The organism is Halorientalis brevis (assembly GCF_023077655.1).
Window position 1 is genome coordinate 34551 of sequence record NZ_JALLGV010000009.1, and the last position, 13120, is coordinate 47670.

Annotated in this window: 17 protein-coding genes; 12 read left to right on the forward strand and 5 right to left on the reverse strand. The window is 63.5% G+C overall.

Going from position 1 to position 13120, the window contains the following annotated elements:
* The first annotated feature begins 109 nt into the window (after nucleotides 1-109).
* Nucleotides 110-1144 (forward strand): transcription initiation factor IIB, encoded by a 1035-nt coding sequence (locus tag MU553_RS19980; RefSeq protein ID WP_247381009.1) that lies wholly within the window; start codon nucleotides 110-112, stop codon nucleotides 1142-1144.
* A gap of 110 nt (nucleotides 1145-1254) precedes the next feature.
* Nucleotides 1255-1986 carry a meso-2,3-butanediol dehydrogenase gene (budC, locus tag MU553_RS19985; protein ID WP_247381011.1) on the forward strand — a complete coding sequence of 244 codons (732 nt, stop codon included), beginning with the start codon at nucleotides 1255-1257 and terminating at the stop codon, nucleotides 1984-1986.
* Between the two features lie 198 nt (nucleotides 1987-2184).
* Here budC and MU553_RS19990 read toward each other — a convergent pair whose 3' ends face one another.
* Nucleotides 2185-3612: an RNA-guided endonuclease InsQ/TnpB family protein gene (locus tag MU553_RS19990; RefSeq protein WP_247381013.1), complete on the reverse strand. Its 1428-nt coding sequence runs from the start codon at nucleotides 3610-3612 to the stop codon at nucleotides 2185-2187.
* 307 nt (nucleotides 3613-3919) lie between these two features.
* Nucleotides 3920-4369: a pyridoxamine 5'-phosphate oxidase family protein gene (locus MU553_RS19995; RefSeq protein WP_247381015.1), complete on the reverse strand. Its 450-nt coding sequence runs from the start codon at nucleotides 4367-4369 to the stop codon at nucleotides 3920-3922.
* 181 nt (nucleotides 4370-4550) lie between these two features.
* On the opposite strand from MU553_RS19995, the gene MU553_RS20000 reads away from it, so the two are divergent.
* On the forward strand, nucleotides 4551-4835 hold the full coding sequence (locus MU553_RS20000; protein ID WP_247381018.1) for a hypothetical protein: 285 nt from the start codon (nucleotides 4551-4553) through the stop codon (nucleotides 4833-4835).
* 53 nt (nucleotides 4836-4888) lie between these two features.
* Nucleotides 4889-5674: an endonuclease/exonuclease/phosphatase family protein gene (locus MU553_RS20005; RefSeq protein WP_247381021.1), complete on the forward strand. Its 786-nt coding sequence runs from the start codon at nucleotides 4889-4891 to the stop codon at nucleotides 5672-5674.
* Here the strand turns inward: MU553_RS20005 and MU553_RS23810 are convergent.
* Complete coding sequence (locus tag MU553_RS23810) at nucleotides 5629-6060, reverse strand: VanZ family protein (protein WP_345893409.1); 432 nt, start codon at nucleotides 6058-6060, stop codon at nucleotides 5629-5631. The genes MU553_RS20005 and MU553_RS23810 overlap by 46 nt on opposite strands.
* Before the next feature lie 190 nt (nucleotides 6061-6250).
* On the opposite strand from MU553_RS23810, the gene MU553_RS20015 reads away from it, so the two are divergent.
* From MU553_RS20015 to MU553_RS20045, 7 genes are all read left to right on the forward strand, one after another.
* Nucleotides 6251-7345 (forward strand): Na/Pi cotransporter family protein, encoded by a 1095-nt coding sequence (locus MU553_RS20015; RefSeq protein ID WP_247381027.1) that lies wholly within the window; start codon nucleotides 6251-6253, stop codon nucleotides 7343-7345.
* Between the two features lie 57 nt (nucleotides 7346-7402).
* Entirely contained in the window at nucleotides 7403-7834 is a 432-nt protein-coding gene (locus tag MU553_RS20020; protein ID WP_247381029.1) for a universal stress protein, read from the forward strand.
* Nucleotides 7835-7911: 77 nt separating this feature from the next.
* A complete protein-coding gene (locus MU553_RS20025; protein ID WP_247381031.1) occupies nucleotides 7912-8580 on the forward strand; it encodes a phosphoribosyltransferase in 669 nt (222 codons plus the stop codon).
* A 215-nt stretch (nucleotides 8581-8795) separates the two neighbouring features.
* On the forward strand, nucleotides 8796-9380 hold the full coding sequence (locus MU553_RS20030; protein ID WP_247381032.1) for a hypothetical protein: 585 nt from the start codon (nucleotides 8796-8798) through the stop codon (nucleotides 9378-9380).
* On the forward strand, nucleotides 9377-9976 hold the full coding sequence (locus MU553_RS20035) for a DUF2238 domain-containing protein (RefSeq protein WP_247381035.1): 600 nt from the start codon (nucleotides 9377-9379) through the stop codon (nucleotides 9974-9976). The genes MU553_RS20030 and MU553_RS20035 overlap by 4 nt, the downstream gene beginning before the upstream one ends.
* Nucleotides 9977-10637: 661 nt before the next feature.
* Entirely contained in the window at nucleotides 10638-10985 is a 348-nt protein-coding gene (locus MU553_RS20040) for a hypothetical protein (protein WP_247381037.1), read from the forward strand.
* Between the two features lie 68 nt (nucleotides 10986-11053).
* The gene (locus MU553_RS20045) at nucleotides 11054-11239 is read left to right on the forward strand and encodes a DUF5786 family protein (protein ID WP_247381039.1); all 186 of its coding nucleotides are present in this window, start codon (nucleotides 11054-11056) and stop codon (nucleotides 11237-11239) included.
* A 102-nt stretch (nucleotides 11240-11341) separates the two neighbouring features.
* Here the strand turns inward: MU553_RS20045 and MU553_RS20050 are convergent, their stop codons facing one another.
* A complete protein-coding gene (locus tag MU553_RS20050) occupies nucleotides 11342-11944 on the reverse strand; it encodes a hypothetical protein (protein WP_247381041.1) in 603 nt (200 codons plus the stop codon).
* A 145-nt stretch (nucleotides 11945-12089) separates the two neighbouring features.
* Here MU553_RS20050 and MU553_RS20055 point away from each other — a divergent pair, with 145 nt between their 5' ends.
* On the forward strand, nucleotides 12090-12494 hold the full coding sequence (locus tag MU553_RS20055; protein WP_247381043.1) for a DUF2267 domain-containing protein: 405 nt from the start codon (nucleotides 12090-12092) through the stop codon (nucleotides 12492-12494).
* Between the two features lie 104 nt (nucleotides 12495-12598).
* Here MU553_RS20055 and MU553_RS20060 read toward each other — a convergent pair whose 3' ends face one another.
* Entirely contained in the window at nucleotides 12599-13117 is a 519-nt protein-coding gene (locus MU553_RS20060) for an OsmC family protein (RefSeq protein WP_247381045.1), read from the reverse strand.
* Between the last annotated feature and the right edge of the window lie 3 nt (nucleotides 13118-13120).

Sequence of the window (13120 nt, forward strand, 5' to 3'; positions counted from 1 at the left end):
GGCGGACTCCCTCCGACAAAAGATTTAAATACTAGAATCGATTACTCTACGTTAGTAACGGTCGTGAGGGGCTGACAAACGTCTCAACCCCGGAGACCATTTTTCGATCATGAGTCAGATAACACTCGACACGGAGAGCGAACAGACGCGAACGGTGGTGAACGAACAGGAAAGGGCGGACCAGCAAGCGGCGGACCGACAGCAGTGTCCGGAGTGCGGTGGACGGGTAGTGGCCGACGACGAGCACGCCGAGACGGTGTGCTCCGAGTGTGGACTCGTCGTCGCGGAAGACGAGATCGACCGCGGGCCGGAGTGGCGCGCGTTCGATTCCAAAGAGCGCGACGAGAAGGCTCGCGTCGGGGCGCCGACGACGAAACTGATGCACGACAAGGGACTGTCGAGCCAGATCGGCTGGCAGAACAGGGACGCCGGCGGGAACTCGCTGAGTTCCCGGCAGCGTCGGCGCGTCCAGCGGATGCGCACCTGGGACGAGCGGTTCCGCACCCGGGACCACCAGGAGCGCAACCTGAAGCAGGCGCTCGCCGAAATCGAGCGGATGGGGAGCGCGCTCGGGCTCTCGAAGGACGTCCGCGAGACCGCGTCGGTCATCTACCGTCGGGCGCTCGACGAGGACTTGCTGCCGGGGCGGTCCATCGAAGGCGTCGCGACGGCAGCGGTTTACGCCGCGGCACGCCAGATGAACGCACCGCGGAGTCTCGACGAGGTCGCGGCCGTGAGCCGCGTCGACGAAGTCGAGTTCAAGCGGACGTACCGCTACGTCGTCCGAGAACTCGGCCTCGCGGTCGAGCCGGCGAACCCCCAGGAGTACGTCGGGCGGCTCGCGTCGGAACTCGACGTCAGCAACGAACTCGATCGGACGGCGCGTGACGTCCTCCGGACCGCCGAGGGAACGAACGCGTTCTCCGGGAAGAGTCCGCTCGGCCTCGCGGCCGCAGCGATCTATGCAGCGGGACGGGTGATCGACGAGCGACTCACCCAGGAGGCCGTCAGCGAGGCCGCCGACGTGAGTACCGTTACGATCCGCAACCGGTACCAGGAACTGCTCGCGGTCTACGAGGACCGGCAGACTGCGGGAACGGCCGACGAGTCGGAGACGGACGCTCAGTCGGCCGCGGCCGCGTAAGCGGTTAATTGGGCCGAGCGGCGCGCTCCGGGTCGCTCCGCTGCTTGCAGATCAGGGCCGGGGACTCGGTTTTTTCGCGCTGGCTGTGGAACCTGGGTTCGGTGGAGCCAATGCAACTCGAAGGGTCGACAGCCATCGTCACGGGCGGGTCGTCAGGCATCGGGAAAGCGATCGCGACTGCGTACGTCGACGCCGGTGCGGACGTCGTCATCGCGAGTCGAACCGCGGAGGACGGCACGGCCGTCGCCGAGGAGCTCGGATGTCGCTACGTCCAGACGGACGTCGCCGAGTACGACCAGGTCGAGGCGCTCGTCGAGGCGACCGTCGAGGAGTTCGACTCGCTGGACGTGATGGTGAACAACGCGGGCATCCCGAGCAGTTCGAAGGTCGGAGACATGGAGCTGTCCGAGTGGCGAACGGTGATTCGCGTCAACCTCGACGGCGTCATGCACGGGACCAAAGCCGCCCTGCCACAGCTCATCGAGACCGACGGCTGCATCGTCAACATGGCCTCGATCTACGGGCTGGTCGGCGGCAAGGGGGCTGCTGCCTACTCCGCGGCCAAGGGCGGCGTGGTGAACTTCACACAGCAGGTCGCCGTCGACTACGCCGCTGACGGGGTTCGCGTCAACAGCATCTGCCCCGGCTTCGTCGAGACGCCGATGACCGAATCGCTCCTCGAGACGGAGTGGTTCTACACGTTCTTGCAGGACGAGACGCCGATGGATCGTCCGGCACAACCCGAAGAGATCGCCCCCCTCGCCGTGTTCCTCGCCTCTGACGGGGCGTCCTACCTCACCGGCGCGAACATCCCGGTCGACGGCGGGTGGACGGCGCACTGAGCCGTCACGACGCTGCGCGTCGGGGCGAGACCGAATCGGTTCCAGCGCCTCCAAAGAAACAGCCGGTCAGCTCCCCTGCATCTCGGACCCCGACGACCGTGACAATGACCACCGCCGGGGTTATTGACCTCCTCCTCCGCGTGAACGCGGAGGAATCCCACCACGGGATTTCAGGCCCAGCGAAGCTGCCTGTTGGTTTCAAGACGCATACGTTCCACGCGTCTCCTGCTGGGTTTCAGCATCGTCCCCAGAAATCGGAGATTTCTGGTGTGCGAACGAATCGCTGCGCGATTCGTTAACGGCGTGGCTGTCTTGTGGCACGGTCAAAGAGGTCGTTCGAAAATCGTAGATTTTCGTGATCACGAGAGACGGAGTCTCTCGGACGACCCCATCCGTAGCCGAGTCATCGTCACCGGCCTTCTGCCGGGAAGTCCGGTCGCTTCGGCGGTGACTCTCTCCACTACGGTAGCGGTCTGCAATGTTTATCGCCCCGTTCACGTCGGCTTGGTACTCACTGACCCAACAACCGTCGTTCGAGCATCGGAACGTCGCCTGTCGTGGTCGGTAGCCGTGTTCACCGCAGGCGTGGCACGCCTTCGACGTGTTCCGGGGATTCACCGTCTCGACGGGAATCCCCTTTTCGGCGGCTTTGTAGCGAATCTGTGCGTGGAGCTTCGCAAAGCCCCATCCGTGCAACCGCCGGTTCATGTACTCGCCGTAGTTCATGTTCTCGCGGATGTCCGTCAAGTCTTCCAGCACCAACACTGGATTCTCGATAGACTCAGCGTAGTCCACGACCTCGCGGGTCACACGGTGGAACACATCGTCAATCTGGTCCCACAGTGCGTCACCGTAAGACTCTGCGATTCGCTCACTGACGCGCTTCTGAAGGCGTCTCTTGGCGGTGAAGTAGGTTTTGCGGAGCCGACGAACGGCCTTGCCGTCGTCGGCCCACAGGCGGGGGCGAACAGGAGAACCGCACTCGTCGCGGTGACACACCGTGACGAGACTCGCTTCTCCAATGTCTACGCCTATCGGCGTCCTGTCGAGCGGAGTGAGACAGGGCTCGGTAGTCGAGGCCTGTGAGTCTGGCGGCGTCCGCTCGTCGGCGGACGCCTCAGATTGGTCCTCCACGTTGCGAGTGGCAGTGACGTGGAGATACCACGTCCCATCCCGCTCGAACAACCGACTTTCTCCCATTTCGGCGTCGTCTGCGTACAACGCTTCGAGCCACTCCCGCTGTTCGGGATTGGCGCGTGCCGGGATCCAGAGGTGGTAATCCTCGTGGTGTGGAATTTTGACGTACCACTCGATCGCGTTCTGTGGCTGGTGATCGAGTTGGAGTCCTTCGTTGGTGAACCGTACCGGGTGGTCGTCGTGAAGTTCGTCGGCGTCGTAGCTGTTCCCACAGAGTTGTGGGACGTACTTCTTGAGGGCGTTTTTCGCATAGCCGCTCAGGTCGTACTCGACAACCACATCGTTGGCCGCTGACTGTGTGTCACAGCCAGCGGCGAACGCGGCTTGCAGCGCCCGCTGGTACGCGTCCTGTGTCTCACGAAGCTTCTGTCGCTTGTGAGCGTTCGGGTCCACAAGCTTCAGTTCAAGCGTCTTCGTGAGTTCACCCATCCTTGCCGTACTCCATTTTTCGATTGGAATCGATATATAGCTCAGCCACCCAGAGTGAAAGTGAAACGGTGGGAAATCCAGCACTGCACTAGAACGGTGAATTGTCACACTCTGCTGTCCGCTCGACCCCCGCCTGTTCGCTCCTCGGTTCCGACTGGTGTCGGAACACTCGTCACTCACGGGAAGGCGGGGGTATGCGCTCGTATCTCTATCACGTTCCGTCCGGCCGAGACGACGTAGCGACCCGCCGAGTCAGCGGTTCCGTCGGCGGGACGACGGGGTCTCACACCCTTCGGAGTCAGTGGCCTCAGGGTTCGGTGTTGACCTCTTTTCGTCCCGTCAGCGCGTCGGGTTCCAGGTGGAAATCACGGAAGGTGATCTCCTCGCGCGGCTGATCGAAGATGTCCACTTCCGGAATGTTCACGGCCCACATCCCCTGGACGGCACTCGAATCGTACGGCATGTCGGTCACCTCTTCGAGCGTCCCGGTTGCGACGATGCTCCGCCACCCGTCGGGCGTTTTCGAGTGGGTGGCGAAGGACACCGGATTGTCGATCACGTCAGGTTTCCCGGTGTCGGGCGGGAAGGCGAGGCTGAAGTAGAAACTGGTCGAGTGCACGTCGTAGCCGTACGACACCGGGAGTAACCACGGCGGGTCCTCGCCCGGCGTCGAAAACGACAACACGCCGATGCCGCCGTTCCCGAGAAAGTCGTCTCGTTCCGCTTGAGTCATCTGGACCCATCGAAGCCCCTGCATACATTAGTAGTTGCCACGGCAAGTGATAACACCTTGCTCGATACCGTCGCCGTCAGTGACATTCGATGGGACCGACCTGAACGAACACCCGAGATATCGACGGAGATGACTGGTTTTCTCGGCCCCTGTTTGCGCTCACACCGTCACGGCTTTGCCCATTCGTGCCGTGGTAATCGTGCGCATGGAGTCTTACGAACAGGCCTATCTGGAAATGATAGTCGAGAACATGGCGGCGAGCATGGCCAACTGTATGCGCGACGGCGTCGTCGACTTCGAGATGGTCGCCGGACCGGATCACCTCACCGATCGCGGTCGGTTGTGGGTCTGTGGGTACATGACGAGCCGACTCTCGATGATTCGTGCCGGCACGCACGGCAATCCGAACCTGTCGACCGCTGATCTTACCCGTCTGAAGGACCTCGTTGAACAGCACGAATCCGCAATTGCAGCGGAGTTGTACTCGTAACGCCGCAACCCCCGCTGCCGATCACCCCCATGCTGCCGACACACACTCGGATAATGACGTACAACGTCCGGTACCCGAACCCGGACGACGGTGAGAACACCTGGGACCGACGGCGAGCGCACGTCGCGACGACGATTCGAATGCAACTCCCCGACCTCGTCGGCCTGCAGGAGGCGTTCCCGGCCCAACTCGACGACCTCCGCGAGATGCTACCGGAGTTCAGCTGGCTCGACGCCGGCCGTTCCGGTGACGACGTCGCTGGCGAGTACATCCCCATCGGGTACCGTACCAGTCGGTTCGACGTGGAAGCGGAGGGTTCGTTTTACCTCTCGGAGACGCCCGACGTGCCGGGCCCCGGCTGGGACGCGTCACTCCCCCGACTCGTCAAATACGCGCAGTTCCGCGATCTGACGACAGACGAGGGATTCGTCCACGTCAACACGCACTTCGACCACCGTGGCGCGACTGCCCGCGTCGAAAGTGCCGCCTTGCTACGGCAGCGACTCGCCGATCTGGCGCCGGTCGAACCCGTTGTCCTCACCGGAGACTTCAACTGCCGCCCGTCCTCCAGGCCGTATCGGGTTCTCACTGCCGAGATGGACGCTGGTCGGTCGCTGGCTGATACGGCCGAACTGTCTCAGACGCCCGCCCACGGACCGACGACCAGCATGACGGACTTCACGAACCTCATCCCGGACAAGAAGATCGATCACGTGCTGGTCTCCCCAGACATCGAGGTCCTCCAACAAGGGACGTGTTCCGACATGTACGACAACGGGCGCTTCCCGTCGGATCATCTGCCCGTCATCGCTGACGTGTCCTTCCCCGGCGAGGTGTGACTGTCCGGCTGGCAATCGGAACGGCGAGCCCACCAGCAGACACCGACCACGGCACCGAGGAACCCGGCAACGAGGTCGGCCAGCTCGGGTTTCCGTCCGGGCACCCATCGCTGGACCGTCCCGGTGACGACGCCGAGCGCCGTCGAGTATCCAACGCCGAGCGCTGCTGGTCGCCACGTCTCACGCCGGTCGCCCCGAAGCGCGCGAGCCAGGGCGATCGCCAGGCTCCCGTGCCCCAGAAAGTGGAGGAACTTGTCCGGACCGATCCGGCTGAACTCGGGGCGACGCCGGAGTGGTAACGGAAGCACGGAGCCGACGACCAGGGACAGGGCGACCAGTGCAACCGAAATCCAGCGGTTCTCGGACGGGGCGTACAGGCACTCCATGGGTGTTCTTTCGCGCGAGAACCACTTGGGTCTCGGGTTCCCGAAGTCACGGCTCCGTGAGCGCCCTCATTGACTGTTCCAGTCGCTCCGAGATGTCGTCTGTGGTGTTTGCCGTCTGGCAGACCTTCTTGACCGTCCGTGTGGAACTGACAGCCGACGCCGGTCACGCGACCGACGGGAGACGTCACTCGTGAACTGGCCAGGACAGGCAGTCGTCGATCGCGTCCCCTCGTCCGTTCGACTTCTGGGAGCGACAGCGACGACGATCTTCCTCTTCCTGTTTGCTGTGCAGTTACTGGGAACGACGACGACCGCTGCAGCGCCGACGCTCAGGCGGCTCCTGACGCGGATCGTCGTCGGTGATAGCTCTGCCCTCGGGTTGAGCTGGCTCGCTGCGTACGGCCTCGGAAACGGGTCGGTGGTGGCTGCGCTCGCGCTCTCGCTGTTCAGCGCCGGCCTGGTGTCGACGTCGGAGCTGCTTCTCATGGTCGCCGGGTCGCGGCTCGGCGCGGCTGCGATCGTCGTCTTCATCGGCGCGCTGGACTACCTGCAGAAACATCGGTACTCGTTGCAGGAAGGCGTGAGCATGGGACTGCTCGCGTTTCTGTTGACGCACTCGATCTACGTGCCGGTGACCGTCATCGGCTACCTCCTGTATCCCATCGTGACGGACCCGGCCAGGGGCGTCGGCACGGTCCCGTCCCTCGAGAGCGACTCGCTGACGATCTTCGCAGCGGCCACCGACGTCGTCACCGAGACCATCGGTGCCGCACCCGCGTTTCTGCTCGCGGTCGCGATCCTCTTCGGCAGCCTCCAGCTGTTCGATCGCGTCCTCGGGCGGATCGAGACGTCCGTGATACGCACCCATCTGTTCCGCCACTTCGAGCGCACGTGGCTCTCGTTCGCCATCGGATTGCTCATCACCACCGTGACGACGAGCGTCGCCTTCTCGCTGGGCGTGATCGTCCCGCTGTACAATCGAGACTACGTGACGCGGGAGGAGCTCATGCCGTACGTGCTCGGGGCGAACATCGGGACGCTCTTCGACGCCCTACTCGTGGCGGTCATCCTGGCCAACCCGGTCGGCGTTGCGACCGTCCTGTTACTGTTGGTGACTGCGACCGGTGTGACCCTGCTCGCCCTCGCCAGGTACGAGTGGTACGCGTGGGCGATCGAATCGATCGACAACGTCCTGCTCGAGGATCGCCGTGCCTTCGTCGCGTTCGTTGTCTCGCTGGTGCTGGGCCCGCTGGCGCTGGTCGTCGTTCCCCTCGCAGTCGGGTAACCGCCAGGGAGCCATCCTGGACATAGCTATTAGCTGTCGAACCGAATACGTCCGAGCATGGTCGACACCGTGGCCCACGTCCTGGTCCCGACCGACGGCTCGCCACTCTCCCGGGAGGCGCTGGACTACGCCATGACCGTGCATCCGACCGCCCGGCTCACCCTGCTCCACGTCGTCGATTACGTCGAGGAGATCACCGTCGCCGAAGCGCTCATCGGGTTCGAGGAACTCCACAAACGGGCGACCAGCCGGGCGGAGGACCTCCTCGAGCGGGAAGCGGCCCGCGCCAGCGAGCACGACGGCGACGTAATCACCGAGTTCGTCTTCGGCGAACCGTCCCGAGAGATCAGCGACTACGCCGCCGACCACGACGTGGACCTCGTCGTCATCGGATCACACGGGCGCACTGGGCTCTCGCGCGTCCTGCTCGGAAGCGTCGCCCAGCGAGTCCTCCAGCGAGCGCCCGTGCCGGTCACGGTCATCAGGTAACGCGCGAACAGAGCGCCCACGGGACCGCGTCCCTCCAGCCCCGCTGGGCTTTTTCCCGTTCCCGTGGTAACGAGTGCATGGTCACTGATAGCGGCTCTGCACCTCGATTCGCGGACCGGCACGACGCGGGGCAACAGTTGGCTGCAGAACTGCAGGATCACGGCGTCATCGCGGATCTCGTGGTGGCGATTCCACGCGGCGGCCTCCCGCTCGGCCGCGAAGTCGCGGACGTTCTCGACTGTCCGCTCGACGTCGTCGTCGCGTCGAAGATCGGTGCGCCGGGGAATCCGGAACTCGCCATCGGCGCCGTCGCAAGCAACGGCAGCGCCTGGCTCGCGTCGGACACGATCGCCAGACTCGGCGTGGATCAGGAGTACATCGACCGCGAGCGGGAACAGGAAGCCGAGGTCGCACGCGAGAAAGCCGAGCGATACCGCAATGGCGGCGACCTCCCGGAGATGGAGGGCAAACGCGTCGTCGTCGTCGACGACGGCGTCGCCACGGGATCGACCGCGAAAGCCGCCCTCCGACAGGTCCAGGCTGCCGGTGCCGAGCACGTCGTCCTCGCCGTGCCCGTCGGCCCACCTGACACGATCACCGAACTCGATGCCGAGGCGGATCAGATCGTTTGCATCGACACCCCGTCGTCGTTCGGGGCAGTCGGTCGCTTCTACGATCGCTTCGATCAGGTGAGCGACGAGGAGGCGATCGCGTACCTGAGTGACGACGGGGAAGACCCGGCCTGAGCGCCACCAACGATGCTCGTCCCCACATCCGACGCCCGTGATCGACAGATCAAGCACGGCAACTAGCAGGCGCTCTCCCGGCAGTGGGGAGTCTCGCTCTCGAGAACAGAGTCCGGCCGGCTGACGTCCGGCACGTGTCGTCGTGCTGGTCCGCTCAACTCGTCACTCTGGTTAGCTACACGCTTTAGGATACCCGACTCGAACCGTCACAGGTAGTGGTCGACACTCCTGCGACCGGTCACCGTGTGAACGCCGGGATGGGATGGTTCTCAACTGGTGTCGTGGCACTGGCAGCCATCGAGAGCGTTCGTGCAGATGCGCTCCTCTGGGGAGTGTTCTCGGTCCTCGTCGCCATCGTCGTCTCGATCCCGGCGCTGACGACAGGGGAGTGGACGGCGATGGTTCCGTGGCCGCTCGTCTCGGTTGCAGCCGTCGCAGTGACTGCCCGTGCCGTCGGGGTCTCTCCCGACGCCGCAGGCTACTTGGCCATCGCGATGCTCGCGCTGGTGATCGTCGTCGAACTCGACGCGTTCACGTCGATCGAACTCGGCCGCCGGTTTGCCGTGGTGTTCGGCGTCTTGACAGCCATGGCGATCGAGGCGCTCTGGATCATCGCCCAGTTTTACTCCGACCGCTGGCTCGGAACCGACTTTCTGAGCACGCAGACGGAGCTCCAGCTGGACATCGTCAGCGTCACCGTAATGAGCGTCGTCGTCGGATCGCTGGTGTACTGGTATCTCGTTCGATTCGAGTCGGCAGGAATCGTTGACCGATCAGCCCAGGGAGTGAAGTCTGAATGACGCTCGGCGACGCAGTGGGACTGTCGGACTCGCAGGAGCGACGCATCACCAGGGGGCTGCAACTCGTGCTGGGCGGCGTCGTGCTCGCAGGACTGGTGACGACACAGGTCGGGATGGCCGTCACAGGCAGTCTCACACTCGGGGTCACGCTCTTTCCGGCGCTGCTGCGTCGAGAGTACGGCTACTCGATGGATCCCGGGCTGGTCCTCTGGATCACGATCGCCATGATCCTCCACACGATCGGCTCACTGGGGGTCTACGAGCAGTACCAGTGGTACGACGAGGTGACCCACACGGCGTCGGCGACGATTATCGCTGGTGTGGGGTACGCCTCCTTTCGCGCACTGGAACGCCACTCCGACGCCATCGACGTTCCCTCCGAGTTTCGAGCGGTGTTTATCGTCGTGTTCGTCCTGGCGACGGGCGTCTTCTGGGAGGTCATCGAGTACGTCCTGGGTGGATACGTGACCGTGTATGGCATCGACGACATCGTGACGGATTTCGTGTTCAACGCGGTCGGCGCAGTGATCGTGGCGGTGTGGGGGACCGGGTACGTCCGTAATCTCACCGGGTTCTTCTACGATCGACTGCGGTGACGCCCGGTCCCGACTCGGAAGCTACCGTGTTTCCAGGAGCAGTGGGACCGCAACGCTATCGCTCGCGATGCCGACGAGGAACAGGACCAAGAGAAACAGTCCCATGAGGAATACCAGGATCGTCTCAGGCTCCATGTGTGTATTCGGTGATCGTGTTGCTATCGACGGGGCGTTTCGATCTGTCTCGGTCGATTGCCTCGGTGACCGTGCGTGGCACTAGTGGTCGAAGTCGCAAAAACGTCCAGCATACGCTGTCGTGGAAATTCCGGGTCGGAGACTGGTGTATTGGGCACTGGCAACTTCGATCGTCCGACTCCGGAAATCGTTGTAGCGACGCTTCTCACGCTCGAATTGGTCGCCAGCGAGTGACAGTCTCTCGAAAATCGACGATGGGGACGTGCAACTCCCGAACGGGAGAGTCGAGCCGGGTGTCGACTCGCGCCAGTCACGTTCGCGTCACGGCTTTGTCGGTTGCCAGCGGCGCAGTCGTCGGGCTTCGAGCCGCACAAGGCTGAACCTGGCGGCACGTTCGTCGGTCGCTGCCCGTCCCTTCAGTGGAATGACTGATAGCGAGCAGACGACGGGCCAGCGGCGCCCGCGATACCGTTATTTTGATCCGTGTGGATTGTTCGAATGGGGCACGGTCCCCCGTGATTCCAGTATGACAAACTCATCCGAGGAGTCCACTGCAGATGCTGGGGAGTCGTTCACGGATCCGGAGTTCGCGACGATGCCGTTGGAGATCAGCGTCGACGAAGCGATCGACGAAGTCCACGACGCGGTAAAGGGGTTGCACGGGACGCCGACGCCGGTCGGGATCAAAGTTCGAACGACCGACGGGATGCTCGTCGCCGTCGTCCGCGAGTCCGAGCACGAGGACGACGCGGTCTCGTCCCGGTTGTCTTACCGGATCGAGCCAGCGTCCGAACTGGCGACGCGGAAAGCACAGAAAATCGCGACAGCCCTCGAACGGTTCACCACGCCGGCCGAAACTGTCCCGTCAGGGTGAAACCGCTGCCGGGCAGCGGCATGCCCGACACCCATTTATTCGCGCATCGCCAACGTATACCACGGTGAATGCCGATGTCAATGGGAACCTTCGACGAGATGGAGTTCGAACGCCGTGAGAAGTTGATCGCTGCCGTCGAGACCGAGTCTGCAGACGAACGGACGCGGTTCGAGGGTCACGTCGAGGACGAAGACGCGTCGGTCGACGAACTCCTCTCGCAGTTCAACACACTGAAAGAACAGCGGAGTGGCTGAACCACCAGAAACAGCGAGTTCGGCCCTGTACCAGGTTTGATTCTGTGTCGCGACGATCGGAGAGCCGTCAGCGAACAGCCTCCCGTGGTCAGCTCGCCCTGCCTAGTCGTCGAGAGACGAGATGAAGAGCAGATCGTCCCGCTTCAGTTCGTACCCCTCGTTAGCTTCGAAGACAGTGTAATCGAACGGCTCGGTGACGATATGATAGCCGTTGGGCGTCTCCTGTCGCCACAAAATCGACGTGACGGCCGAGAGGTCCCGCTCGAACTCGTCGGCGGTTGCGCTGGCGACGTCGTCGAGGTCGAACAGCAGGTTGGAGTCGTCTTTGCAACTGTCCGATTGGAGAACCGAGAGGAACTCGCGATCGAGTCGCGTGAACTTCCGGATCACCTCGACGTTGCCGCGAAACCGCATCTCCAGCCAGTCGTCCATGCGCTCGCGGAGTCTGAAAAACGCGGCCGTGGTGTTCCGTGCGTTCACCGAGAGGTAGAGCCGGTATCGCTCGTCGAAGCGACGCACCTCGTGACTGAGCGCCGCGACTTGCCGAGCGAGGTCGTCGGGGCTCTCGACGATCTTCCTGCTGACGGACTCAGAACTGTTCGGCACCGCCTCGTTGTCTTTCGCCCGAGCGATCGCAAGGAGTAGGTAGACTCGCTCGGCACCGAACTGGCAGTAGTCCTCGAGTGCGTCCACGTCGACTCCCATGGGCGAGTCTTCACGGAGGGGACGTATATCGCTGGTCCAGGACGGGTCGGGAGCGTCATCGACGCGAGCAGTGTCGTCGTTCCCTCTCCCTGGGGGAGCGGCCCGAATCTTCAAGAGGGGGCCGTAGGTAGAGAGTGTAACCTCCATGAGAACGGATTACGACACGTTGATGGACGACTTCGCGAGCAGGGCGAACATCGGCAATCTGGCCAACGCGGAACGTGCAGCTATCGAGACACTCCTCACGTTCGGCGAGTACATCTCGAGTACGGAGGCAGACGCGCTCGGCGTCGTGCTCCCCGGCGCGCTCGGGGACGCAGTGACCGAGTTCCGGGCAGAGTCGCCCGACGATCCATCGGTCGAGCGGTTCGTGTCGCAGGTCGCAGAGCGACAGGGGTTCGGGACGCAACCGACTGAGGCCCTCGGCCACACCCGGGCGATTCTCGCCACGATCGCCGCCCACGGTGGGCACGAGGAACTGCAGCGGACTCGCGATCAGCTCCCCGCCGAATTCGAGAGCCTCTTCGAGCCTGCCGAACTCGCCGGGTGAGGCATCTCGCAGGGGAGCCACGTCGAGTCGCTGCGAACGGTCAGTCGTCCACCGTCGTCATCGCCGCCCGTTGCAGCGAACCGCGTCACGAGGATCGAACGGGGCTATTTGTTCGCGTCAGTGAATTCCCAGCTGGTCTCGACGGGTGGCGGCGTTTGCAGCGTTTGATACACTACGCAGTATCGCTCCGTGTACGTCTGGAGAGCGGCCTGCGTCTCCGCGTCGAGGTCGCCGTCGACGGTGACTGCGAGTCGAACGTCCTCGAACCCGACCGGCACGTCGTCGTCGATGCCCATCGTCCCGCGGAGGTCCAGATCACCGCTCACCTCGACGCTGACGTCGACGTCTTCGCCGAAGTTCTTTGCGACGGCCTGGGCGGTCAACTGGGAGCAGGCCGCTAGCGCGCCGAGCAACAGGTCGCCAGAGCAGGCTGCAGCCCCTGGCCCGCCCGCTCCCTCGTGGAGTTCCGCCTCGTAGATCGACCGGCCGAGATCGACGTTGCAGGCCCGGACGTCGTCTTGCTCCTCGCCGGTCGCGGTCAGCGTGATCTGTGCCGCGTCCGGATTCTCCTCGTACTCGGTCTTCAGCGGTTCCTGCTCGTCTCGCAAGTTACTCTCTCCCATACG

Excerpts from the sequence above, each read along its gene's own strand:
- MU553_RS20035 (WP_247381035.1), top strand. The coding sequence starts at position 9,377 with ATGACGCTCGGCGACGCAGTGGGACTGTCGGACTCGCAGGAGCGACGC.
- MU553_RS19980 (WP_247381009.1), top strand. The coding sequence starts at position 110 with ATGAGTCAGATAACACTCGACACGGAGAGCGAACAGACGCGAACGGTG.
- MU553_RS23810 (WP_345893409.1), bottom strand. The coding sequence starts at position 6,060 with ATGGAGTGCCTGTACGCCCCGTCCGAGAACCGCTGGATTTCGGTTGCA.
- MU553_RS20055 (WP_247381043.1), top strand. The coding sequence starts at position 12,090 with ATGAGAACGGATTACGACACGTTGATGGACGACTTCGCGAGCAGGGCG.
- MU553_RS20060 (WP_247381045.1), bottom strand. The coding sequence starts at position 13,117 with ATGGGAGAGAGTAACTTGCGAGACGAGCAGGAACCGCTGAAGACCGAG.
- budC (WP_247381011.1), top strand. The coding sequence starts at position 1,255 with ATGCAACTCGAAGGGTCGACAGCCATCGTCACGGGCGGGTCGTCAGGC.
- MU553_RS20005 (WP_247381021.1), top strand. The coding sequence starts at position 4,889 with ATGACGTACAACGTCCGGTACCCGAACCCGGACGACGGTGAGAACACC.
- MU553_RS20020 (WP_247381029.1), top strand. The coding sequence starts at position 7,403 with ATGGTCGACACCGTGGCCCACGTCCTGGTCCCGACCGACGGCTCGCCA.
- MU553_RS20025 (WP_247381031.1), top strand. The coding sequence starts at position 7,912 with ATGGTCACTGATAGCGGCTCTGCACCTCGATTCGCGGACCGGCACGAC.
- MU553_RS20040 (WP_247381037.1), top strand. The coding sequence starts at position 10,638 with ATGACAAACTCATCCGAGGAGTCCACTGCAGATGCTGGGGAGTCGTTC.
- MU553_RS20045 (WP_247381039.1), top strand. The coding sequence starts at position 11,054 with ATGCCGATGTCAATGGGAACCTTCGACGAGATGGAGTTCGAACGCCGT.
- MU553_RS19990 (WP_247381013.1), bottom strand. The coding sequence starts at position 3,612 with ATGGGTGAACTCACGAAGACGCTTGAACTGAAGCTTGTGGACCCGAAC.
- MU553_RS19995 (WP_247381015.1), bottom strand. The coding sequence starts at position 4,369 with ATGCAGGGGCTTCGATGGGTCCAGATGACTCAAGCGGAACGAGACGAC.
- MU553_RS20050 (WP_247381041.1), bottom strand. The coding sequence starts at position 11,944 with ATGGGAGTCGACGTGGACGCACTCGAGGACTACTGCCAGTTCGGTGCC.
- MU553_RS20000 (WP_247381018.1), top strand. The coding sequence starts at position 4,551 with ATGGAGTCTTACGAACAGGCCTATCTGGAAATGATAGTCGAGAACATG.